Consider the following 23,168-nt stretch of genomic DNA (forward strand, 5'->3'; position numbering starts at 1 on the left):
GCTGCTGCGGTGCAGGCGGCTCAGGCTTGGGCTGCTCAGGCTCCGGCTGCTGCGGTGCAGGCTGCTCAGGCTTGGGCTGCTCAGGCTCCGGCTGCTGCGGTGCAGGCGGCTCAGGCTTGGGCTGCTCAGGCTCCGGCTGCTGCGGCTGCTGCTCCTCAGGCCTAGGCTGCTCAGGCTGCTGCTCCTCGGGCTGCTGCTCCTCGCGCCTCTGCTCCTCTTCAGGCTGCTGCTCCTCGGGCTGCTGCTCCTCGCGCCTCTGCTCCTCTTCGTCCTGCTTCGGGCCCTCCTCTCGCTTCGGGCCCTCCTCCCGCTCCTCCTCCTGCTTCTTCTTGTCTTCCTGCTTCTTCTTCTCGTCCTCCTGCTTCTTCTTGTCCTCCTCCTGCTTCTTCTCGTCCTCCTCCTGCTTCGGCTCCTCGTCCTCCCGCCTCGGCTCCTCCTCCCGCCTCTGCTTCTCCTCGTCCTCCTGCTTCGGCTCCGACGTGCCCGGGGGCGGGATCGTCTCCTTCTCCGTAGGGAACGGCCTCTTGGGCGCAGCCGTCTCCTTGTCGTGCGCTCCCGTCTTGTCGCCGCTCTTCCGGGCGATCCACTCGTCGTTCTCCGGGTCGTGGACGACGAACTCCTTCACCGGTTTGGGCGCGGGCACCACGACGACGGTGTTCGTCGGCTGGTAGCCCGGCCAGGAGTCGCCGGTGCTCTTGGGGGCCTTCTTCTGCGCGACCGGCGGCTTGAGCGGGTTGCCGCAGGCGCAGCGCACCCGTGGCACGCCGCGGTCGTCGACGAGGACCGCGGTGCCCGCCTGCAGCACCGCCTGATAAGGAGTGGCGACGCCGTCCCGGAAGCCGTGGTTGGTGACCCGGGTGTCCGCCCGCAGTTGAACGGGCGTGAGGCCGCGCAGATACGCAGGGACTTCGGAGGGGGCGATGCCCAGCGCCGAGGCGAACGCGTTGTTCTTCGCCGAATCCTTCTGGAGCGCACTGATCTGCTTCTCCACGTCGCAGCTGGCCACGCTCCGCGTACCGCCGTAGAGGCCCGGAGCGTTGCCGTCCACGCCCTTCGCCACGTTGCCTGTGGCCTCTGACGTGTCGGTCGGCGAGGGCCTCGGCGGCGGCGGGGCGCTCTTCCGTGCCGTCGACTCCGTGAACGGGTCCGGCCCGGTGCTCGCGGCGGGCTGGAGGAAGATCTCACCCTGCTGCTGGTTCGACGTACCGTCGGGCCGGGTGAAGACGACGATCAGCGCCACCGCCGCGACGATGGCGGCGGCGATGGTCGCCACCCGGGGCACCGACCTCCACCAGGGGCGACGAGGGCCTTCGCCGGCGCCGCCCCCTCGACCGCGGCCCCGGCCTCCTCCGCCCGGCGGCTCACCCGTGGGAGGCCTGGCACCGCTGGGCGGGGGCGGTGTGCGATGTCGCTGTGAGGGGCCCGAGAGCGGACCTGTCGGGGGGCCTGTGGGGCGCTCGGACGGCGGAGGTTCGACGTTCACGAGCTCTCTCCCCTGCTTGGGGGCCTGCGGTTCTTCAGGCCGCATAGGGCCTGCGGTGCTCCCGCGGCGGGGCGGCGGCACTCCGCGCGGCGGATGCACCGGCGCGGCAGGCGTCCCGGAGCGGAAGCGTTCCAATGAGGCGGAACGGTCCTCCGCAGCAGAGGTTCTTCGACGCAGAAGCCAACGTGAAAGCCCGGACCCGGCCCGGATCGGCCCGGGAACCCTGCCCCCGGCGCGGCGCCCCGGACACCCGTACACCGCCCGGAAACCCGGCCCCCGGGGAAGGCTGAGAACCATGCGGCCAGAAGGCCATGCGTCACTCTTCCCTCTGCATCCATTGTGTGCGCCCGCTCTCGGCGGCCCGCAAGTCGACCTGTGCGTCTTCAAGTCGACGTGTGCGGCCCCGCCCGCAAGCCGACCTGTGCGCCTGTGCCGCCCGCAAGCCGACGCGGTCGGCTCTCCCGAGGGGCGGGTCTGCGACATGCTGCTTAGCGTGACAGCGTGAGCGGCGAGACACCGACTGACCGGGCAGGCGCCCAGGACGCCTCCCACCAGCAGCGGAGGAGCGCCCCCGGCCACCAGCAGGCCCGCCACGGCTGGCTCGAGGCCCTCGTGACGGTGCTCGCCGGGCTCCTCGTCATGGCCGTCGTCGCGGCACTCGGCTTGTGGGCTGCCGACGCGTCCCGCCTTCCGGGGGCGGCGTTCCCCCGTGTCGTGGCGGGCGTGGTCGTGATGGCGGTCGGCGGCTCCCTACGTTTCTCGGGTGACGCCGGGGCGCTGGCCGAGACGCGTGCCGAACTGTCCGTGATCCCGCTGTCGGTGACGCTCGCCGGTGCCCTCGTGATCGCCGCCGGGATCCTGCGGCCGCTGCGTCACCGGGCGGTCGCCGGGGCCCGCGAACTGGCGGGGTGGGCCGGCCGCCTCGTGATCCTGTGGGTCCTGGCCCTCGTCGGCCTGTCGTTCCTGGCGCGTCAGACGTTCGCCGTGCCCGCGGGGAGCGAGACGCTGAGCGATCTCGGTGACCTACTGGACATCTCGCCCACGATCGGGTTCGAGACGGATCTGCCCCTCACGCTCGTCTTCGGGCTGCTGTGGCTGGTCGGCCTGTTCCTGCTGACCCTGCTGGTGTCCCGTAAGGCGCCTCTTCCGGCCCGTCTGGTGCGCTTCCAGGAGACGGTACGGCCGGCTGCGTTCGCGATGGTCGTCCTGCTCCTGGTGTGCGTGGTCCTGGGTGCGGTCATCGGGCTGGTATCGGCGGCGACCCAGGGAGGTGCCGCCGACAAGCTCGCCGTGATCCTGCTCTGCCTGCCGAATCTGACGTGGCTCGGCCTGACCATCGGTCTCGGCGCCACCTGGGAGGGCCGCGTCGAAGGGCAGCCGTTCGAACTGCCCATACCGCAAGCGCTGGACACCGTGCTGCGCAACGCAGACGATCCCACGCTCAACCTGCGCAGCCTCACCGAGATCGACGGCCGCTGGTGGTGGCTGGCGGTGGCCGCCGGGATCCTCGTCCCGGCCTGCGCCTTCCTGATGGCGGCCCGGTCACCGGCCCGTATGCGGGCCTGGCAGCACGCGGTGCACATGGCGGTGGCGCTGACCCTGACGGTGCTCACCATCTGTCTCGTCGGACGGGTCTCGGCGCACTTCGCCCTGTCGGTCCTGGGCATCGAGGACCTCGGCGGAGGGCTGTCAGGAGAGGTGTCGCTGCGCCCCCAGCCCTGGACCGCGCTCGGCTTCGCCGTGCTGTGGGGGTTCATCGGCGGCTTTCTGGGCGCTCTGCTCGCCCGGCCGGTCCAGCGTCGGGGCGAGATCAGGGCCGCCGGCCGCCCCGCCGCGGCACACCGGGCCTGACCGGCCTGACCCGCATAACCCGCCTAACCGACCTAACCGGCCTGACCCATCTGACCCACCTGACCGGGCCTGACCGGGCCTGACCGGGCCTGAACTTCTAGCGGGCAGGACGAGGGGCCTGCCCGGCCCGCCCCGCGCTCCGGCAAGACCGCTCCGCCCTCCGGCAAGACCGGCCCCGCAACGGGCCCTACCTAGCCAGATACGGGAACACCGGCCGAGCCCAGCGTGGGGGTTCCGGAGGCGGCCCCGGACGGACGGGCGCGGCGACGACCCGCATGTCGACCTCGGTCGGCGCATGGCCGCCCTTGCCGGCGGCGGCCGTCGCCGCCGCGCGCAGTGCGGCAACGAACTCAAGGCAGGAGCCGTAGCGGTCGTCGGGGGTCTTGGCCAGGGCCTTCGCCATGACGCCGTCGACGGCGGGGGGCAGGTCCGGCTGCTTCTCCGTCAGCGGAGGCGGCTGGTCGTACTGGTGTGCCCAGAGCAGCGCCATGTCCTCCTCGCGCTGGAAGGGCGGCTTCCCGGTCAGGGTTTCGTAGACGACGCAGGCGAGGCTGTAGACGTCGCATCTGCCGTCCACAGGGCGGCCGGAGATCTGTTCCGGTGCGACATAGTCGAGCGTGCCGACGAACTCGCCCACGGTGGTGAACCCGGTGAGCGACAGGGATTTCTTGGTCAGCCCGAAGTCCGTGAGGTAGACGTGCTCGGGATGGTCGATGTCGGTGCCCTTGGCGACCAGGATGTTGCCGGGCTTGACGTCCCGGTGGACCAGGTTGTGTTCATGGGCGGCGTCGAGCGCGGACGCCACCTGGGCGGCGATGCGGATCGCGGTCGCGGCGGGCAGCGCGCCGTCCCGGTCGAGCATGGCTCGCAGGTCCACACCCGAGACGTAGCGCATGGCGATGTACAGGACGCCTTCGGTCTCGCCGGCCTCGAAGATCGGCACGATGTGGGGATGGTCGATGGCGGCGGCCACACGGGACTCGTGCGTGAATCGGCGACGGAACGTGTCGTTGCGGGCGAGCTCGGGGGCGAGCAGTTTGAGCGCGACGGTGCGGTCGAGGCGCAGGTCCTTGGCGCAGAAGACGACGGCCATGCCGCCGCGGCCGATCTCGCGTTCCACCCGGTAGCCCGCGATCTGCTTGCCGATCAGCCCGGAGGGCCGGCCGGAGTACACGCTCATGTCGTCTTCGTTCGGTGACGAGCTCATGGAGCGTCACCGCCCGCCCGGCGGGCCCTCGCCCGAGGGCGCCGGATCGTCCGTGACGGGTGGAATCACGCGGGTCGGCTCGCGACGGGAGTCGCCGCCCTGCGCTGTCCCGCCCGGCTCGCCCCCGACCGCCCGCGCCGCCCCCGTCGGCCCCTCGGGGTACGCGCCTCCGGCCCAGTCGATCCCCGATCTCGTCTCCTCCGCACCGGCCGGTCCTCCGCTCTCCGCGGCCTGGATCCGGGGTTCGCCCGTGGTCGCATACGTGGTCAGATGTGTGCCGTCGCTGTAGACCCACCGTTCGTGCTCGGCGTCGTACAGCCAGGTGCCCTCGCCGTCGACGACCATCCCCACGCGCAGGCCGCGGGTGCGGCTGCGGAAGGTCTCGCCGTCGATGCGGCCGGCCATCAGGTCCTCGGTCGCACGGCGGTAGCGGCCCAGCTGGTCCTCGGCCCTGGCCAGCAGCGGCCGCGGGTCCGCCGTGCGGGCGAGCGGGCTGCTCGCGGCCGGCGGCTCCTGCGGTACGGCGACCAGGAGCCGGCCGTCGACCCAGCCCGACCAGCCGTTGGAGCAGACGATCCGGCCCCAGTCGCCGCGCCGGTCGACCAGCTGGACCGGCAGCAGCGCGTCGAGCGCGGCCGTCGGGCCCGTGGCCTCCGGGGTCGCCCAGGCGGGCAGTCCGTCCTGAGGGACCACATGGGTGGGCCGGAAGTCCGTCGTGGTCATCGCACGTGCTCCTACTTCCGCATCAGGGCCGGTTCGCGCCGCCGCAACAGCCGCATGACGGCGAAACCGAAGACAGCCGCGAGAACGACGAGCATGCCCGTGTTCAGCAGCCACGCCCCCGCCGTGTGCGCGAACATCGGATCGTCCGTCAGGTCGCCCGGTACGGTCCTGGCCAGCCCCACGGTTCCCGCCATCGCGGCCACCGCCCACCGGGAGGGCATCAGCCACGCCAGTTGCTCGAGCCCGGGAACGCCGTGCAGGTCCAGCAGCAGACCGCAGAACACGACCTGGACGATGGCGAGCAGCACCAGCAGCGGCATCGTCACCTCCTCCTTGCGGACCAGGGCGGAGACCAGGAGGCCGAGCATCATCGACGTGAACGCCAGCAGCGCCACGGCCACGATGATCTCCAGCAGCGGCGGCATGAGCACCCCGTCGTCGCGCGGCGCGTTCAGATCGACGCCGAACAGCGCCACCAGGGTCAGGACGACGGCCTGCGCCACCGTGACGGTGCCGAGCACGACGACCTTGGACATCAGATACGCGGATCTGGATAGCCCGACCGCGCGTTCGCGCTGGTAGATCACGCGTTCCTTGACCAGCTCGCGTACGGCGGTCGAGGCACCCGTCAGGACCGCGCCGACGCAGAGGATGAGCAGCGCGTTGATCGCGGTCTCGGAGGTGAGCCTGCTTCCGCCGAGAGCGCGGGCCATGACGCCCATCACGAACGGCAGGGCGATCATGATGGCGAGGAAGATCCGGTCGGCGCTGAGCACGGCCGCGTACCGCCGCACCAGCGTGCGCAGCTGCGCCCCCCAGCTCTGCGGCTTCGGCGGTGCGCCGACGGCCGGGGCACCGGCGGTCTCGGGTGCGCCCGGCTGCGCGGTGGAGTCGCCGATGTACGTCAGGTGGAACGCCGAGCGCCGGTACTCCCCCGCCCAGTCGCGCCCCCGGTCGTTCTCGAAGGCCTCGAAGGCCTCGGGCCAGTGCCGGAAGCCGAAGAAGCGCAGGGCGTCCCGCGGCGGGCCGTAGTAGGCGATCCTGCCGCCCGGGGCGAGCACCAGGAGGCGGTCGCACACGTCGAGGCTGAGGACGCTGTGCGTGACGACGATGACCGTGTGGCCGTGGTCGGCGAGCCCGCGCAGCATGTGCATCACCGAGCGGTCCATGCCGGGGTCGAGGCCGGACGTCGGCTCGTCGAGGAAGAGCAGCGAGGGCTTGGTCAGCAGCTCGAGCGCGACGCTCACGCGCTTGCGCTGGCCGCCCGAGAGGCTGTGGATCGGCTGGCCGGCGCGCTCCTCCAGGCCCAGCTCACGGAGGACCTCGTCGACGCGCTCCCACCGCTCCGCAGGGGCGGTGTCCTGCGGAAAGCGCAGCTCGGCCGCGTATCCGAGTGCCCGGCGGACGGTCAGCTGCGTGTGCATGATGTCGTCCTGCGGCACGAGGCCGATGCGCTGACGGAGCTCGGCGTAGTCGTGGTACAGGTCGCGGCCGTCGTACAGCACCGTGCCGTGGTCGGCGGGGCGCTGCCCTGTGAGTGCGTTGAGGAGGGTGGACTTTCCGGCGCCGCTGGGGCCGACGACGGCGAGCAGGCTCTTCTCGCTGACGGGGAAGGAGACTCCGTCGAGGAGCGTCTGGCGGCCTCCGTCGACCGCGACCGTCAGATCATGGACGTCCAGCGAGACCTCGCCGGTGTCGACGTACTCCTGCAGCTGGTCGCCGACGAGGCAGAACGCCGTGTGGCCGATGCCCACGATGTCGCCCTCGGAGACCGGTGCGTGGTCGACCGGCTGGCCGTTGAGAAAGGTGCCGTTGTGGCTGCCGAGGTCGGCGATCTCGTACGTTCCGTCGTGGTGGACGTGCAGTTCGGCGTGGCGGCGTGAGACCACCAGATCGTCGATGACGAGGTCGTTGTCGTCGGCGCGGCCGATCCGGACGGTGCGGGCGGGCAGCGGCCGGACCGTGGTCGGCCTGCGGAAGGTGCCCGTGGCGGCGGGAGCGAGGACGGCCGTCGGCCGCTCGGGCTCGTGGGCCGCCGCGGGACGGGCCTCCTCCACACCGGGCACAGGACCGGCCGCGTCGGAGTCGGGTGCCTCCCGGCCGACGAGGACGGCGCGCGGGCCGTCGGCGGGGTTGCCGAAGCGGATGACGCTGCCCGGACCCACGCCCTGGACGCGGATCCGCTGACCGTCGGTGTACGTGCCGTTGGTGCTGCCCGTGTCCTCGATCGTCCAGCCCCCGGCCTCGGCGCGCAGCACCGCGTGGTGCCACGAGACCCGGGCGTCGTCGAGGACGATGTCGCTCATCGGGTCGCGCCCGACGAGATAGTCCCGGCTCGGATTCATCACCGTCGATCCCGACTCGGTTTCGATGACGAGCTCGGGCGCAGTGGGCGCGACAGGCCGCTCTCCCATGCCGGAATTCTAACGATTGATCCATATGTATGCCTGGTCCCCATGAGTGCCTGCGTCGGCTCGCGAGGGCGGTCCACGGCGGGCCGGCCCGCGAAGAAAACGCAGGTCATCCGTGCGGCAGCATCAGCGTGACGGACTCCCCCGGCGCGACGGCCACCGTGCGGTCCGGGAGGGTGATGTCGATCGGGTCCTGGTCCGATTCCGGCACCGTCACCTCCAGCTGTCCCGAGCGCAGCACGAACCGCACACCCCAGTGGCCCTGGTAGCGCACCGCGAAGCCGTACTCGGACAGCTCCGGGAGCGGCACGGGGTCCAGGCACAGGGCGCCGGCCCGGGTCTCCAGGCCGGTCAGCCCGCGCTGGACGAAGTCGAGCGTGCCCGCCATCGCGCCGAGGTGGATGCCCTCGCCCGTGGTCCCGCCCTGGACGTCGGCGATGTCCCCGGCCAGCGCCTCCTGGCAGTACAGCCATGCCTCCGCGCGCTGGACCCGGGCCAGCACCCAGCCGTGCACGAGGCTGCTGAGCGTGGAGCCGTGGCTGGTGCGGTGCAGGTAGTAGTCGACCGTGCGGTGCCAGTCGTTCTCGTCAAGGTCGTACCCGAGCCTGCGGAACAGCCCCCGGAGTTCGGCGGGCGGGAACAGGTAGCCGAGCATCAGCGCGTCGGCCTGCTTGGAGGCCTGGTAGTGGTTGACCGAGTCGCCCTCGGCCTCCAGGATCCGGTCGAGGCGCCGGATGTCCCCGTAGCGCCTGCGGTAGCCGTCCCAGTCGAGCTCCGCGAGATCGCCGAAGCCGTCGAACTGGCTGATCACGCCCGCGTGGAAGGGCACACGCAGCCTGCGCGAGACGTCCTCCCACAGCTCCGGCTCCCCCGGTTCGAGCCCGATGCGTTCGAAGAGCTGCCCGCGGCGCGGTTCGGGGAGGAGGTGCAGCACGTCGATCGCCCGCGCGAGCACCCAGGCGGCGGTGACGTTGGTGTACGCGTTGTCGTCCAGGCCCGCCTCCTTCGCCCCCGGATAGGCCTCGTGGTACTCGTCGGGGCCGACGACACCCCGGATCCGGTACCGGCCGAGCGCCTCGTCGTACGTCGCGGAACTCGCCCAGAAGCGCGCGATCTGCAGCAGCATCTCGGCGCCCTTGGTGTGCAGGAACTCCGTGTCGCCGCTGGCCTCGCAGTACTGCCACACGTTGTACGCGATCGCCGAACCGACGTGGTGCTGGAGGTGCGAGTGGTCCGGCAGCCACCGGCCCGAGCGCGGGTTGAGGTGCAGCTTCTGCGTCTCCTCGCGGCCGTCGCTGCCGCTCTGCCACGGGTACATCGCTCCGGCGCGGCCCGCGTCTCGGGCGGCCCAGCAGGCGCGTTCGAGGCGGCGGTGGCGGTAGTCGAGCATCGCCCGCGAGACCTCGGGGAAGTGCAGGTTCAGATACGGCAGCACGAACAGCTCGTCCCAGAAGACGTGCCCCCGGTAGGCCTCCCCGTGCAGACCGCGGGCCGGCACGCCCACGTCGAGGTCGGCGGTGTTCGGCGACAGGGTCTGCAGGACGTGGAAGAGGTGCAGGCGCAGGATGGAGCCCGAGCCGCCCGGCACGTCCAGCTCCGCGATGTTCCACAGCTGCTGCCAGGCGGTGTACTGGGAGGTCAGCAGCGCTTCGGCGGACGGGGCCCGGAGTATCCGGTCGACCGCCGCGTGCAGCGGATCGCTGATGGCCCGGTCCCGGGACGTGTGGAGGGCCACGGTCTTGTCGACGGTGACGGTGCGCCCCGGAGCCAGCGGGAAGCGCAGGACGTGGACGACCTTCATGTCCTCGTGGCGGACGACCGACTCGCACGGCGTGTCCGCGGTCGTACGGGCCGCCATGCCGACGCGGATGTCGGATGTGCTGGTGCGGCAGCGCAGCCAGACGGTGTCCTCGGCCGACGAGCCGGTGTGGACGTGGGTGAGATGGCGGGTGTTCAGCTGCCGGTACCGCTCGACGCCCGTGTTCTCCACCGTCCCGTCGATGGCGGACTCGACCTCGAGGTCGCCTTCCCACCCTTCCGCGGTGAACTGGGTGCGCAGCACGGCCAGATGGGGCTGGAACATATGGACAAGGCGCGACTGCCGCACCGCGACACGGCGGCCCAGCTCGTCCTCGTAGCGGAACACGCGCTCGAGCGTGCCGGAGTCCAGGTCCAGTGTCTGGCGGTGGTAGACGAGCCGGTGCGTCTCCGGGGTGAACCAGCCCATGTGGTCGGTCGCGGCGGCAGGGGGTGCCTCTGCGGTCTGGAGCGTTGCGGTGGCCTCGAGCGTCACGGCGGAGGAGGATGTCCGGGAGCGCTGCCCGGGTCGTCCGCCGTCCTCGGACGGCACGGCCAACTGTGCCGGCTCCCTGGACCCCGACGGATTCGATGCCTCTGGTCGCTCCGGGCGGATACGGAAGCGGAGAGACAGCCAGTTGGGCATGTTCACGATGTCTTCGTTCTCGACGATCCGCCCGGCCACGTCCGACCTCAGGCGGTTGTAGCAGCCCGCGATGTAGGTGCCGGGGTAGTGGACGGCGTCCGCCGTGCACTCGGGGAGGGCGCCCCGCGTCGCGACATAGCCGTTGCCGAGGGTGCAGAGTGATTCGCGAAGCCGCTCCTGTACCGGGTCGTAGCCCTCGTACTCCCAGGTCAAGTGGCTCATCGTCGGTTCTCCGGACTGTCTTCGGTGAGGAGCTCCCCCAGGTCGTGTACCACCAGGTCCGCTCCCTGCTTCAGCAGTTCAGCACGTGTGTGCGGGGTGCGCGCCCGGTCCACGCCCACGACCAGTCCGAAGCCGCCGCGCCGCCCCGCCTCCACACCGGCCAGGGCGTCCTCGATGAGGGCGGCAGCGGCGGGCAGGACGCCCAGTCGCCGGGCCGCCTCCAGGAACAGGGCGGGATCGGGCTTGCCGGGCAGGTGCAGCCGGGCGGCTTCGACGCCGTCGACGAGGACGTCGACGAGGGCCAGCACAGCCGCGCGTTCGAGGAGTTCGCGGGCGTGCCGGGATGCGGACGCTGCCGCCAGCGGGATTCCCGCGGAGTGCAGCACGGTCAGCAGCCGCACAGTGCCCGGATAGGCATCGACGCCGTGTGCGCGCAGCCGGTCGGTGAACAGTCTCTCCTTGAGCGCGGCGACGGCCCGCACGGTGTCCGTTCCGGGCCCGTCCGCCGGGTCGCCGGGGGGCAGGTCGAGCCCGCGGGAAGCGAGGAAGTCGGCTGCTCCGTCCAGGCGTGACTTGCCGTCGACGTACCGCCGGTAGTCCTCGCGTACGTCGAAGGGGCGGCGCTGGGCCGGGTCCGGGGGCGGGTGGGCGCGCAGGCAGGTGTCGAAGGCCTCCTGCCACGCGGCGGCGTGCACCCGTGCGGAGTCGATGATCACGCCGTCGGTGTCGAGGATCACGCCCGCCATGCCGCGCAGGATCCGGGGCAGCGCCCCTGCCGTGGTGTTCATCCGGCCCAGGTCCATTCCGCGACCTCGGGCATGTCGACGCCGTGCGCGCGGATCCAGTCGTGGTGGCGGGTCCTGGCGTCGGCCATCTCCTGGCGTACGGCGGCGGCGCGCACCGCGAGTCCGGGGACGCGGTCGACGACGTCCATGACCAGCCGGTAGCGGTCCATGTCGTTGCTGACCACCATGTCGAACGGGGTCGTGGTGGTGCCCCGCTCCTTGTAGCCGCGGACGTGCACGTTGTGGTGGCCCGCGCGGCGGTAGGCCAGCCGGTGGATCAGCCACGGGTAGCCGTGGTAGGCGAAGATCACGGGCTTGTCGCGGGTGAAGAGGCCGTCGAACTCGAAGTCGCTCATGCCGTGCGGGTGTTCCTCCCGGGGCATGAGCCGGGCGATGTCGATGACGTTGACGACGCGGACCGCGAGATCGGGCAGATGGCGGCGGAGCAGCCCGGCCGCGGCCAGCACCTCCTGCGTCGGCACATCCCCGGCGCAGGCGAGGACGACGTCGGGTTCGCGCCCGCCGTTCTCGGTGCCCGCCCACTCCCAGATGCCGGCGCCGCGCGCACAGTGCACCCGCGCCTCGTCCATCGACAGCCAGTCGAAGCAGGGCTGCTTGCCGGCGACGATCACGTTGACGTAGTCGCGGCTGCGCAGCACATGGTCCGCGACCGACAGCAGGGTGTTGGCGTCCGGCGGCAGATAGACCCGTACGACCTCGGGGCTCTTGTTCAGGACATGGTCGACGAAGCCCGGGTCCTGGTGCGAGAAGCCGTTGTGGTCCTGGCGCCAGACATGCGAGGTCAGCAGGTAGTTGAGCGAGGCGATCGGGGCCCGCCAGGACAGCTGCCGTGAGGTCCGCAGCCACTTGATGTGCTGGTTGACCATCGAGTCGACGATGTGGGCGAACGCCTCGTAGCAGGAGAACAGGCCGTGCCGGCCGGTGAGCAGATAGCCCTCCAGCCAGCCCTGGCACAGGTGCTCGGAGAGGATCTCCATGACCCTGCCGTGCCGGGACAGGTGCTCGTCGGACGGCAGGACCTCCGCCTGCCAGGCCTTCCCGGTGGCGCCGTAGACGGCGCCCAGCCGGTTGGACTCGGTCTCGTCGGGGCCCACGACCCGGAAGTCGCGGCGCTCCCGCGTGGCCTTCATGATCTGCTCGACGAAGCCGCCGAGGACCTTGGTGGGCTCGTGCATCGTGGCGCCCGGCTTGTCGACGGGCACGGCGAAGCGCTCCAGTCCCGGCATCGGCAGTTCCCTGACGAGCAGGCCGCCGTTGGCGTGCGGCGTCGCACCGAGGCGCCGGTCGCCTTCGGGGATGCAGGCGAGGACCTGCTCGCGGGGCCGGCCGTGCTCGTCGAAGAGCTCCTGGGGCCGGTACGAGCGCAGCCACTGCTCCAACTGGCGCAGGTGCTCGGGGTTCTCGCGTACTCCGGCGAGCGGCACCTGGTGGGAGCGCCAGGTGCCCTCGACCTGTTGGCCGTCGACCTCGCCGGGTCCGGTCCAGCCCTTGGGCGTGCGCAGCACGATGACGGGCCAGCGCGGTCGCTCGGTCGCGCCATCCTCGCGGGCCGCTCGCTGAGCACGGTCGATGCGGTCCAGGGCCTGGTCGAGAGCCGCGGCCAGGGCGCGGTGCACGGTCATCGGATCGTCGCCGGAGACGTGGATCGGCTCGTGGCCGTACCCGCGCAGCAGCTCGTCGAGTTCGCTCTCGGGGAGCCGGGCCAGGAACGTCGGGTTGGCGATCTTGTAGCCGTTGAGATGGAGGATCGGCAGCACGGCGCCGTCGTGGACGGGGTCGAGGAGCTTGTTGGAATGCCAGGACGCCGCCAGCGGGCCGGTCTCGGCCTCGCCATCGCCGATGACGCAGGCGACGAGCAGACCGGGGTTGTCCAGTGCGGCGCCGTACGCGTGCGCCAGGGCGTAGCCGAGCTCGCCGCCCTCGTGGATCGAGCCCGGGGTCTCGGGGGCGACGTGGCTGGGCACGCCGCCGGGGAAGGAGAACTGCCGGAAGAGGCGCTCCATCCCGGCCTCGTCCCGGGTCACGTCCGGATAGGTCTCGGTGTAGCTGCCCTCCAGCCAGGAGTTGGCGAGGACCGACGGGCCGCCGTGGCCGGGGCCCCAGATGCACACCGTGTCGCGGCCGCGGGCCTTGATGACGCGGTTGAGATGCGTGTGGACGAGGTTCAGGCCCGGCGATGTGCCCCAGTGGCCGAGCAGCCGCGGCTTGATGTGCTCGGGGCGCAGCTCCTCCTTCAGCAGCGGGTTCGCCATCAGGTAGATCTGGCCCGCGGACAGGTAGTTGGCGGCCCTCCAGTGGGCGTTGAGGCTGGTCAGTTCGTCGTCGGTCAGTACCGTGCTGTCCTGGCGCTTGGCCTTGGGCATGAATGGCTCCGTAGCGTCGTAGGTGAGCGTCGTCGGGGTACGGAGGCGGTATGGCCGGAAACAAGTCCGAGGAGCCGACCGCCCTGCCGCGGAAGGTCTACGAGCGCGAGCTGCTGCGCCTTCAGACCGAGCTCGTGAAGCTTCAGGAGTGGGTGCGTGCCGAGGGCGCCCGGCTGGTGGTGGTGTTCGAGGGGCGGGACGCGGCCGGCAAGGGCGGCACGATCAAGCGGGTCGCCGATCGCCTCAACCCCCGGGTCGCGCGGATCGTCGCCCTGCCCACACCCACCGAGCGCGAGCGTTCTCAGTGGTACTTCCAGCGGTATGTCGCGCATCTGCCCGCGGCGGGCGAGATCGCGCTCTTCGACCGCAGCTGGTACAACCGCGCGGGCGTCGAGCACGTCATGGGCTTCTGCACGAAGGAGGAGCACCAGCGGTTCCTCCACCAGTGCCCGATCTTCGAGCGGATGTTGGTCGAGGACGGCATCCTGCTGCGCAAGTACTGGTTCTCGGTGAGCGACGCCGAGCAGGAGAGGCGCTTCCGCAAGCGTCTGGAGGACCCGACGAAGCGGTGGAAGCTCTCCCCGATGGACCTGGAGTCGATCACGCACTGGGAGGACTACTCGCGCGCCAAGGACGACATGATGGTGCACACCGACATCCCGGAAGCGCCGTGGTTCGTGGTCGAGAGCGACGACAAGCGCCGGGCACGGATCAACATGATCGCCCATATGCTCGACTCCGTTCCCTACCACGACGTGGCATTGCCGGACCTCGAACTGCCGCCCAGGCCGCCGTCCAAGGGCTACGAGCGCCCGCCACGCGACCTGCAGACATACGTCCCCGACCACGCGGCGAGCCTGACGGACTGACCGGGCCACGGCTCAGGCCCGCTGCGGTACGACGGCGACGGGGCACGCGGCGTGGTGCAGCATCGAGTGGGCGATCCGGCCCAGCTGAAGGCCGAAATGACCATGGCCGTGCTGGCGCTGCGCGCCCACGACCAGAAGATCGGCCATGGCGGACGCCTCGCGGAGCGCCCTGCGGGCCGTCCCCTCGAAGGTCCGCCGGCACAGCCTGACTCCGGGATGGTCCTGCTCGGCCTCCTCCAGCGCCTCGTCGAGGATCTCCGCGGCCCGCGACTCCAGGTAGTGCGCCGGGTCGCCCACCATCAGCGGATGGTTCGGGGTGTCGTGCGCCGGGCGCCGCCAGGCCCGTACGGCGTGCAGCTCGGCGCCGCGCACCTCGGCCTCCTCGAAGGCGAAGCGCACGGCGGCCATGCCCCGCGGCGGCTCGCCGACACCGACGACGACACGCCCGTGCCCGCTGTGCGTGACGAGGCTGCCGCGCAGCACGATCACCGGGCAGTCGGCACGGCCGGCGACCGCCAAGCTCACCGAGCCGAGCACCAGCCCGGCAAGACCGCCCCGGCCCCGCGAACCTGTGACCAGCACCGACGCGTTCCGGGCCGCGCGCAGCAACGCGGTCACCGTGTCCTCCGGCAGAATGGCAGTACAGATCTTCGCCTCCGGATTGCGCAGCCGCGCACGCTCGGCGGCGGCGCAGACGATGTTCTCGGCTATCACCCGCTCCGACGGATCGCCCACGTCATCGGCGAGCGATTCGCCCTCGTATCTCTCCCACAGCGACGCGTGCACCACGCGCAGTTGCACCCCGTGCAGCACGGCCTCGTCCGCGGCCCACTCGGCGGCCCGAAAACTCGGCTCGGATCCGTCCACGCCCACGACCACGGGCAGCTGCATGGTTCCCACCGCCTTGACCTCACCAGCTGAAACACCCTTTTGGGGTGCTGGGTGCCCCCGATCGAGCCGATCACACGGGTGAACAGGACGTCCGCCCGGGCACCGATGAGTTTTCGGCCCGGGACGGGTCGGTACAGCTGCACAGTCCATCTGCAAGGAGGTACCGATGGCAGCAAAGGGATTCACCACGTGCCTGTGGTTCGACGGGCAGGCAGAGGAGGCGGCGAACTACTACATCTCGATCTTCAAGGACTCCAGGCTGGGCAGGATCGTCCGGTACGGCGAGGCTGGGCCGGGTCCCGCCGGCTCTGTCGTGACCGTCGAGTTCGAGGCCAACGGCCACAAGTTCGTCGCCCTGAACGGCGGGCCGGAGTTCAAGTTCACCGAGGCCATCTCGTTCCAGATCTTCTGCGACGACCAGGAGGAGCTCGACTACTACTGGGACAGGCTCTCCGAGGGCGGCCAGGAAGTCGCCTGCGGCTGGCTCAGGGACAAGTTCGGCGTGTCCTGGCAGGTCATCCCCGCAGGCCTGATCGAGATGATCAGCGACCCGGACCCGGAGAAGGCGAAGCGTGCCACCGAGGCGATGCTCTCGATGGTCAGGTTCGACATCGCCGCCCTGGAGAAGGCGTACGCGGGCGGATGATCCCAGCCCTCGGACGCGGCCACGCTTTCGCGCGCCCTGCGGCACCCTGTACCACGTTGGTGGTCTGTGGTGCCGCAGAGCCGGGAAGTGACAAGGATGCCTCAAGTACGTGGTGCAGCAGTCGCTGCGCCGGTGGCCGAGTTCGTGAAGTGGAGCCGCGAGCCCGTCGTGGTGCAGACGCTGCGTTCCACCGCGGCGGCCACCATCGCCTATGTCGTCGCACTCCAGCTGAGCAATGAACCGGCGCCGCTGACCGCTCCGCTCACCGCGCTGCTGGTCGTCCAGGTGACTCTCTACGCCACGCTGACCACCGGCGTCCGCCGCGTGAACTCCGTCGTGGTCGGCGTCCTGATCGCCATCGGATTCAGCGTGCTCGTGGGGCTGACGTGGTGGAGCCTCGGTCTGATCATCCTGGCGTCTCTCACCGTGGGCCATTTCGTCCGCGTGAGCGAGTTCGTGCCCGAGGTGGCGATCAGCGCCATGCTGGTGCTCGGCGTGACACGCGTGGCCGACACCGCGTGGGACCGGGTCCTTGAGACGTTGATCGGCGCCGCGGTGGGCTTGGCCTTCAATTTTCTGCTGGTGCCGCCCGTGTGGGTCGGCGAGGCGGGCGCCTCGATCGAGGATCTGGCCCGCCGTATGCGCCGGCTGCTGCTGCGCAGCGGTGAGCAGCTGACCTCGCCCACGCCGCCTGAGCTGGCGGCCGACCGGCTGCATGAGGCGCGCCGCCTCGACCACGACATCGCCGAAGTCGACGCGGCGCTGCGGCAGGCGGAAGACAGCCTGCGGCTCAACCCGCGGGTGAAGGAGGGGCTGCTGCATCGCGTCGTCCTGCGCACAGGGCTCGACACCCTGGAGATCTGCACGGTCGTCCTGCGTGTCCTCTCCCGTACCCTCACCGATATCGCCAAGGTACGGAGCACCGACGAGCCGCTCCTCCGGCGGGACATCGGTGTGGCCCTGCAGGAACTGCTGGGCCATGTCGCCGATGCCGTGGTCAGTTTCGCGGTGCTGGTCACGACCCAGGTCAGCGAGAACGCCGAGGCCGCCGAGGCAAGGCTCGCCGGCGAACTGGCGGCGGCCAACGCGAGCCGCGACAAACTGGCACTCGTGCTGCTGGAAGGCGTGCAGCAGGACCCCCGCAACTGGCACCTCCACGGTGCGCTGCTCACCGAGGTCAACCGCATCCTCGACGAGCTGGACATGGAGCACCGCTCCAAGCGCCTGCTGGAGGAACTCGACCGCAACGCACGCGAGCAGCGGGAGCGCTATCCGCGACTGGCCCGCCTCCGCCAGCGGCTGGGGTGGGACCGGTCGCCGCGGCCGTGAATGGGGTGGTGTGCGGCGCCGAGCGCTCGCTGTGGGCAGGCGTTCCGCAGGGCGGAACGGGTGGGCGCAGCGGCACCCCGGACGGCTGGGAGCGGCCACCCCGACGGAGGTGACTGCCCTGGGCATGCGTCTGCCCGGCTCGTGGGTCGCGACCTCACGCGGCCGGGCAGATTCGCGCTCCCGGAGCGCCCTCAGGACTCCTTGCCGCGGCCGGTCAGCGTGTCACGCAGCCGGTCGACGAGTCCGACACCGGGTGCCAGCAGCTTGTTGAGGGGCGGCTGGTCGGGAGCGGCCGGATGCGGGCGGGTGGGCGCCGTCTTCTTGGCCTGCCTCACCTTGTCCCCGAGTTCGTTCAGCATGTCGGCGGTGCAGGACTCGCGCAGTCGCGGGAAGAGGTTCTCCTCCTCGTCCGTGATGTGCTCCCGGATCTCCGTGATCAGCTGGGTGATCAGTCTGTCGAACTGGGGATCGTCGGCGTCGAGGCCTTCCAGGTCCTTCATCGTGCGCTCGGCGCGGGCGTGGTCCTCAAGCTCCTTGTCCGCGATCTCGCCACCGCCGGGGATGTGCTCGCGTACGGCCGGATAGAGATACGCCTCCTCCGCCACCGAGTGCCGGACCAGTTCGATGGTCGCCCGGTCGGCATGCTTCTTGCGCATCTCGTCGCCGGACGGCAGTCCCTCGATATTGACGAAGATCTCCTCGACTTCCTCGTGATCGGTGATCAATTCGGCGATGACGTCTCCGCCGTGTCCCATGTCGCTGCTCCTCTGTGCGTTCCAGGGCCTTCCCTCCCCTACGAAGACCCGTCCGGACGACAGTGAAACCCTTCCGTACGAGAACCCGTGTGCTCCGGGCTGCGTCGGCACCGTGGCTACGCCCCATCGGACCAGGGACGATGGGCCGCCCGGCCGCACGGGCGACGGACCCGACCTGAGGCTCGGGGAAACCGCACCACGGAAGCGATGTCTGTCAGTCCTCCTCACGGCGCTCCAGCACGCCGCGGACGAAAGCCGCCTGGCCCGCGTGCTGGAGGTCGTCCTCGATGACGCTGACCAGGCGGACGCCGAGGGTGACCGCAGGGGTCCAGCTCTCGTCCACGATGCGGTCGAGGTCGCCGTCCTCGAGGCCGCTCAGAAAGTCGAGGGTCTGCTCGTGCACCGCGTCGTAGTACCCGAGCAGCAGGTCGCCCGACTCGATCCTCATCTTCCCGACCTGGCGGCTGCTGTGTCCGAAGCCGGTGGCCCCCTTCGCGTAGGGCAGTCCGAAGCGGTCGGCCCAGTTCTGGGTGAGCCAGACCTGTTCGAGGCCCGCGACGTCGGAGATGTGGTCGTCCTGCACCCGGGTCAGATGCCACACGAGCCAGGCGATCGAATTGGCCCCGGGATCGATGCGGGCGGTCAGCTCCTCGGGCGAGAGCCCCTCGACGGCGGCGTGCACCGCCTCCTGGATGCGGCCGTAGCCGTCGCGCAACACATCCGTACTGTTCACGTCTTGCCCCTTGCCCGTTGCCCATTGCGGCTTGCCGTCGGCACCGGCCCAGTCGGGCCGTACCTGCTGTTCCACAATGGCGGAGCTGCTGCCACCTCGGCGGTTGCGACGCGAGGGCCGCCGCGGCGTGCGAACGCCACGGCGGCCCGGTGGTCCTGCGTGCGTGGTCCTGTGTCGTGGTCCTGCGTGTTCCGGGTGGCTCAGAACTTCAGGACCGGCTTGATGGCTTCGCCGGCGACCACGTCGCCGACCGCCCGCTGGATCTCCTCGAACTTGTAGTGCTTGACCAGCCGGTCGACCGGCATGCGTCCGGAGGCCACGAGCTCGACCAGGACGGGGATGAGCGCCTCCGTCTCGCTGTCGCCGAGGGTCAGACCCACGACCTGGCGGCCCGGCAGCATGAAGTTGACGTCGACCGGCACGGTCGAGCCGAAGGCGGGAGCGCCGACCAGGACCGCCGTGCCGCGGGCGGCGAGGCTGCCGATCGCGGCGCTCGCCATCTGGATGTTGCCGGTCGTCTCGACCACGCCGTCGGCGCCGTGGCCACTGGTGATCTCGGCGACGGTCTCGGCCAGGTCGTCGCTGGTGGTGTCGATGGTGTGTGTGGCGCCGAGTTCGCGCGCCAGCTCGAGGCGGGCGGGAACGCGGTCGACGGCGATGATGCGGGTGGCGGGGGTCAGCCGGGCCGCCATGACCGCGGACAGGCCCACGGCACCCGCACCGGTGACGACGAGCGTGGCGCCGGGACGGGGCTTCAGTACGTTCCACACGGCGCCCGCACCGGTCTGCACGCCGCAGCCGAGCGGAGCCATGAGCTCCAGCGGCACGTCCGCCGGGACCTTGACCAGGCTGCGCTCGTCGACCAGGGCGTGCCGGGCGAAGGACGACTGGCCGAAGAAGTGCCCGCCGATGGCCTCGCCGCCGCGGGTCACGGTGGCCGAGCCGTCCGCGCGGGCGCCGCCGAGCAGGTTCAGCGGCAGCCAGGCCTCGCAGTACGCGGGGTGCCCGTCGCGGCAGTTGGCGCAGCGGCCGCAGGAGGTGAAGGACAGCAGCACGTGGTCGCCGGGCTTGACCCGGCTCACGGCGGAGCCGACGGCCTCCACGACACCGGCGCCCTCGTGGCCCAGCACGCCGGGCAGCGGGAAGGGCAGTCCGCCCGCGGCGACACCCAGGTCGGTGTGGCAGACGCCCGCGGCGACCATGCGTACGAGGACCTCGTCCGGGCGGGGGTCGGCGAGTTCGACCTCGGTGAGGGAGAAACCGGCGCCCGCCGACTCGACGACGGCCGCGGCAGTGGTGGTGGTCATGGGGAATCCTCCGTGGAAGCTCCACCCTTCAGGGCGGAGGGGATACTGGAGCAGGGCAGGGAACGGCGGTTGGCCGCCAGGGCGGATCGCGGCACCCCGACCCGCAGCCGTGCGATAGGATCGGCGCGCCCGGTCGGCGATAACCAAGCCGGTCGGGCCTACCGCCGGGCTGGCGGGATGTCAGGTCTGTGGAGCTGGCGTAAGAGCGATGGCTGGCACACCAACCCTTGCCGTTAGTTCGGGTCGGCTGCTGTCGATGAAGCAGAAAGCTCAACCCGCGAGGGTTGAATCCCCCTGCTTCGGCTATGGGGAGAAGTCAAGTGCAAGCTCCTTGCGGACACAGCGCGGATCGGGCGGCGAAGCCGCCCGATCGGGGACTGAGGAAGGCCGATCGAGTGGGACGGGGCCTGCAGGGGAGGCACGAGGTCTCATCCGGGAGAAAGGCCCTCGCCGGGAGCAACGAGGGCTGGCGATCCGGACCTCCCCGGCGGGGGCGGACCGGCTGCGGCCCGGAGGACGCCCGTCAGGCCAGCGAGATCACCACGGACTTGACCTTGGTGTACGCCTCCAGGGCCTCCGGACCGTACTCCCGTCCGAAACCGGACTGCTTGACGCCGCCGAAGGGGATGGCCGGGTCGAGCATGGCCCAGTCGTTGACCCAGACGATGCCCGCCTGCAGCCGGGCGGCCACGCGGTGGGCACGGGCCACGTCCTTCGTCTGCAGGCCGGACGCCAGGCCGTAGGGCGTGCTGTTGGCCATGGCCACGGCCTCGTCCTCGGTGTCGAAGGACTGCACGGTGAGGACCGGGCCGAAGATCTCCTCCTGCACGGCACGGGAGTCGTTGCCGAGGTCGGCGATGACGGTCGGCTGGAAGTAGTAGCCACCGCCGAGGTCCAGACGCTCACCGCCGGCGACGATGCGGCCGCCGTCCTCCTTGGCGATGCGGACGTATTCCTCGACCTTGGCGAGGTGCCGCTCGCCGGCCATCGGTCCGACGACGGTCGCCGGGTCGAACGGGTCGCCGACGGGCACCCCGGGTACGGCGCCCGAGAGCGCTCCCACCACGGCGTCGTACAGGGAGCTGTGCACCAGCAGCCGCGGTCCGCCCATGCAGAACTGGCCGGTGTTGAAGACGAAGCCCTTGATGGCGGCGCCGATCGCCTTCTCCAGGTCGGCGTCCTCGAAGACGATGTGCGCGGCGTTGCCGCCGAGCTCCATGGTGACGGGCTTGAGGGCCTCGCCCGCGATGGCGGCCGCGTGGCGGCCGATCTTCGTCGAGCCGGTGAAGGCGACCTTGTCGATGCCGGGGTGGCGCAGCAGAGCCTCGCCGACGACGGAGCCGCTGCCGGTGACGACGTTCAGCACGCCGTTCGGGACTCCGGCCTCGGTGAGGATCTCCGCCATGAGCAGGGCGCTGAGCGGGGTCTCCTCGGCGGGCTTGTGGACCACGGTGTTGCCGGCGGCCAGCGCGGGGGCGATCTTCGAACTGCTGAGGATGAGCGGGAAGTTGAAGGGGGTGATCGCGCCGACGACGCCGAGCGGCTCGCGGCGGGTGTAGGCGTGCGAGGGGATCGGGATCTGCCGGGTGGAGCCCTCGACGGTCTGCGCCAGGGCCGCGCAGTACTCGTACTCCTCGGCGGCGGTCGCGACGTCGACGGCACGGCACAGTGACACGGGCTTGCCGACGTTCGCGCTCTCGGTGGCGACGAGTTCGTCGGCGCGGCGGCGGATGATATCGCCGGCCCGGTTCAGGATGCGGGCCCGCTCACGGCCCGGAAGCTGCGCCCAGCCGCTCTCGTCGAACGCCTTGCGCGCCGCCGCGACGGCAGCGTCGAGGTCGGAGTCGTCGGCCTCCGCGACGGTCGTGAGCACCTTGCCCGTGGACGGGTCGATCACGTCCCGGCGGCCCTTGGCGTCCGCTTCGCGCCACTCGCCGTCGATGAAAAGCCTGCCCGGTTCGATGTGCGGCCTGCGCACGGTGGAGACGTTCTGCTCCTCGGAAAGGGACATGGCCCGCTCGCCTTCCCGGCGCGGCGGCTCGCCGCACCGCACAGATGGTGGCCGCACCACTGCGACCAACAGGTTTCCTGATGATTACGCCCCATGGCGTCGATGGCAAGAGCCCGGGCATAATCAGGAAACCTGAATGACGCAACCAGTGGAGGGGCCACGTGGCGCGCACGGCCGGCAGGAGCGACGGAGGGGCGACGGGCATCGCGGAGGTGCCGCATCCGACCTTGCTGTACACGATCAAGCAGGTCGAGCTCGTGACCCGCTCCCACCTGGACGAGCTGGTCAAGCCGGCCGGCATCACCGCGCTGCAGTACACCGCGCTCACGGTGCTCCGCCGCCGCGACGGGATCAGCTCCGCGCAGCTCGCCCGCAACTCCTTCGTCACCGCGCAGTCCATGGCGGACATGGTCACCGCCCTGGAGCGGCGCGGCCTGATCAACCGCCGCCGCAACCCGGACAACCGCCGGGTGTTGCTCCTCAGCCTCACCGAGGCCGGCCGGGACTTGCTCGACACGTACGAGGAGGCGGTGCGGGAGCTCGAGGAGCGGATGCTCTCCGGCCTCACCCCCGCCCAGCGCCGCAACCTGGCGGACTACCTCAACCGCTGCCGCGCGGCGCTGTCGGAGATTCCACCGCACTGAGCGGCGCCCCAGCGGCGGCGGTTCAGTGCGGTCCGCCGTCCTCCCCGCCGGCTACTTCGTCGTCAGCCGCAGTTGGTTCTCGGTCTCCTGGTCGCCGGAGACCTTGCCCACCACCTCGACGGCGAACACGGCGGCCAGGGTGTCGCGCAGCCGGTCGACCGCGTGGTAGCCGCCCTGGATGTTCGCGATGACGTGACCCGTCAGCCGGGCGGGTTCGGCCACGGCGCCCAGCTTGCCCGCGGATCCCGGTTCACACACGTCGAACGTCGCGTTCCAGACGGTCGGGCGGGTCGCATGGGCCTCGTGCGGCACCTCGTTGGGCCGGCGGTCGCATGCGAAGGACGCGCGCAGCGCGGAGAAGACGGTGTGGGCGTCCTGCGCCGAGCATTCGCTGAGCTCCACCGTGACCTCTGGTTCATGCGCGTGGACGGCCGGCTCGGACGCTTGCGTGCTGTTCACCCTCGGTTCGCTCCT

General features: G+C 71.0%; 18 protein-coding genes. 5 read left to right on the plus strand and 13 right to left on the minus strand.

Translation table 11 applies throughout. The features are described 5' to 3' along the window. A partial coding sequence (locus tag STSP_RS41290; RefSeq protein ID WP_067281579.1) for a DUF6777 domain-containing protein occupies nucleotides 1–1,273 on the minus strand: 1,273 nt, incomplete at its 3' end. A gap of 822 nt (nucleotides 1,274–2,095) precedes the next feature. Here STSP_RS41290 and STSP_RS23290 point away from each other — a divergent pair. Further along, nucleotides 2,096–3,334 carry a streptophobe family protein gene (locus STSP_RS23290; protein ID WP_067281642.1) on the plus strand — a complete coding sequence of 413 codons (1,239 nt, stop codon included), beginning with the start codon at nucleotides 2,096–2,098 and terminating at the stop codon, nucleotides 3,332–3,334. Between the two features lie 187 nt (nucleotides 3,335–3,521). On the opposite strand, the gene STSP_RS23295 is transcribed toward STSP_RS23290, so the two are convergent. The 6 genes from STSP_RS23295 to STSP_RS23320 form a co-directional block, all read right to left on the minus strand. Continuing rightward, nucleotides 3,522–4,541: a serine/threonine-protein kinase gene (locus tag STSP_RS23295; protein WP_067281582.1), complete on the minus strand. Its 1,020-nt coding sequence runs from the start codon at nucleotides 4,539–4,541 to the stop codon at nucleotides 3,522–3,524. 6 nt (nucleotides 4,542–4,547) lie between these two features. After that, nucleotides 4,548–5,264, minus strand: a complete 717-nt coding sequence (locus tag STSP_RS23300; protein ID WP_067281584.1) for an SH3 domain-containing protein — start codon at nucleotides 5,262–5,264, stop codon at nucleotides 4,548–4,550. Between the two features lie 11 nt (nucleotides 5,265–5,275). Continuing rightward, nucleotides 5,276–7,678, minus strand: coding sequence for an ABC transporter ATP-binding protein/permease (locus tag STSP_RS23305; protein ID WP_067281586.1), 2,403 nt, complete (start codon nucleotides 7,676–7,678; stop codon nucleotides 5,276–5,278). A 106-nt stretch (nucleotides 7,679–7,784) separates the two neighbouring features. Then, nucleotides 7,785–10,340, minus strand: a complete 2,556-nt coding sequence (locus STSP_RS23310; protein WP_232789755.1) for a glycoside hydrolase family 65 protein — start codon at nucleotides 10,338–10,340, stop codon at nucleotides 7,785–7,787. Further along, nucleotides 10,337–11,128, minus strand: coding sequence for an HAD family hydrolase (locus STSP_RS23315; protein ID WP_067281644.1), 792 nt, complete (start codon nucleotides 11,126–11,128; stop codon nucleotides 10,337–10,339). Before STSP_RS23315 ends, STSP_RS23310 begins: the two co-directional genes overlap by 4 nt. After that, complete coding sequence (locus tag STSP_RS23320; protein WP_067281589.1) at nucleotides 11,125–13,509, minus strand: phosphoketolase family protein; 2,385 nt, start codon at nucleotides 13,507–13,509, stop codon at nucleotides 11,125–11,127. Before STSP_RS23320 ends, STSP_RS23315 begins: the two co-directional genes overlap by 4 nt. A 50-nt stretch (nucleotides 13,510–13,559) precedes the next feature. On the opposite strand from STSP_RS23320, the gene ppk2 reads away from it, so the two are divergent. Further along, nucleotides 13,560–14,378, plus strand: a complete 819-nt coding sequence (gene ppk2, locus STSP_RS23325; protein WP_067281592.1) for a polyphosphate kinase 2 — start codon at nucleotides 13,560–13,562, stop codon at nucleotides 14,376–14,378. A gap of 12 nt (nucleotides 14,379–14,390) precedes the next feature. On the opposite strand, the gene STSP_RS23330 is transcribed toward ppk2, so the two are convergent. Continuing rightward, on the minus strand, nucleotides 14,391–15,269 hold the full coding sequence (locus STSP_RS23330; protein ID WP_067281594.1) for a universal stress protein: 879 nt from the start codon (nucleotides 15,267–15,269) through the stop codon (nucleotides 14,391–14,393). Between the two features lie 166 nt (nucleotides 15,270–15,435). On the opposite strand from STSP_RS23330, the gene STSP_RS23335 reads away from it, so the two are divergent. Together STSP_RS23335 and STSP_RS23340 are read left to right on the plus strand one after the other, a co-directional pair. Beyond that, the gene (locus STSP_RS23335) at nucleotides 15,436–15,915 is read left to right on the plus strand and encodes a VOC family protein (protein WP_067281596.1); all 480 of its coding nucleotides are present in this window, start codon (nucleotides 15,436–15,438) and stop codon (nucleotides 15,913–15,915) included. A gap of 96 nt (nucleotides 15,916–16,011) precedes the next feature. Continuing rightward, nucleotides 16,012–17,244, plus strand: coding sequence for an FUSC family protein (locus STSP_RS23340; RefSeq protein WP_067281598.1), 1,233 nt, complete (start codon nucleotides 16,012–16,014; stop codon nucleotides 17,242–17,244). Nucleotides 17,245–17,435: 191 nt separating this feature from the next. Here STSP_RS23340 and STSP_RS23345 read toward each other — a convergent pair whose 3' ends face one another. The 4 genes from STSP_RS23345 to STSP_RS23360 all read right to left on the minus strand — a co-directional run bounded on the left by STSP_RS23345 (nucleotide 17,436) and on the right by STSP_RS23360 (nucleotide 22,050). Next, nucleotides 17,436–17,999, minus strand: a complete 564-nt coding sequence (locus STSP_RS23345; protein ID WP_067281601.1) for a hemerythrin domain-containing protein — start codon at nucleotides 17,997–17,999, stop codon at nucleotides 17,436–17,438. A gap of 214 nt (nucleotides 18,000–18,213) precedes the next feature. Next, nucleotides 18,214–18,732: a mycothiol transferase gene (locus STSP_RS23350; protein ID WP_067281647.1), complete on the minus strand. Its 519-nt coding sequence runs from the start codon at nucleotides 18,730–18,732 to the stop codon at nucleotides 18,214–18,216. Nucleotides 18,733–18,932: 200 nt separating this feature from the next. Further along, the gene (locus STSP_RS23355; protein WP_067281603.1) at nucleotides 18,933–20,039 is read right to left on the minus strand and encodes an NAD(P)-dependent alcohol dehydrogenase; all 1,107 of its coding nucleotides are present in this window, start codon (nucleotides 20,037–20,039) and stop codon (nucleotides 18,933–18,935) included. Between the two features lie 523 nt (nucleotides 20,040–20,562). Continuing rightward, nucleotides 20,563–22,050 carry an aldehyde dehydrogenase family protein gene (locus STSP_RS23360; RefSeq protein WP_067281606.1) on the minus strand — a complete coding sequence of 496 codons (1,488 nt, stop codon included), beginning with the start codon at nucleotides 22,048–22,050 and terminating at the stop codon, nucleotides 20,563–20,565. Between the two features lie 161 nt (nucleotides 22,051–22,211). On the opposite strand from STSP_RS23360, the gene STSP_RS23365 reads away from it, so the two are divergent. Continuing rightward, nucleotides 22,212–22,694, plus strand: a complete 483-nt coding sequence (locus STSP_RS23365; protein ID WP_408646346.1) for a MarR family winged helix-turn-helix transcriptional regulator — start codon at nucleotides 22,212–22,214, stop codon at nucleotides 22,692–22,694. 51 nt (nucleotides 22,695–22,745) lie between these two features. Here STSP_RS23365 and STSP_RS23370 read toward each other — a convergent pair whose 3' ends face one another. Next, entirely contained in the window at nucleotides 22,746–23,153 is a 408-nt protein-coding gene (locus tag STSP_RS23370; protein ID WP_067281608.1) for a hypothetical protein, read from the minus strand. Nucleotides 23,154–23,168: the final 15 nt, after the last annotated feature.

It is taken from the genome of Streptomyces jeddahensis, assembly GCF_001642995.1.
GTDB classification, from domain to species: Bacteria; Actinomycetota; Actinomycetes; order Streptomycetales; family Streptomycetaceae; genus Streptomyces; species Streptomyces jeddahensis.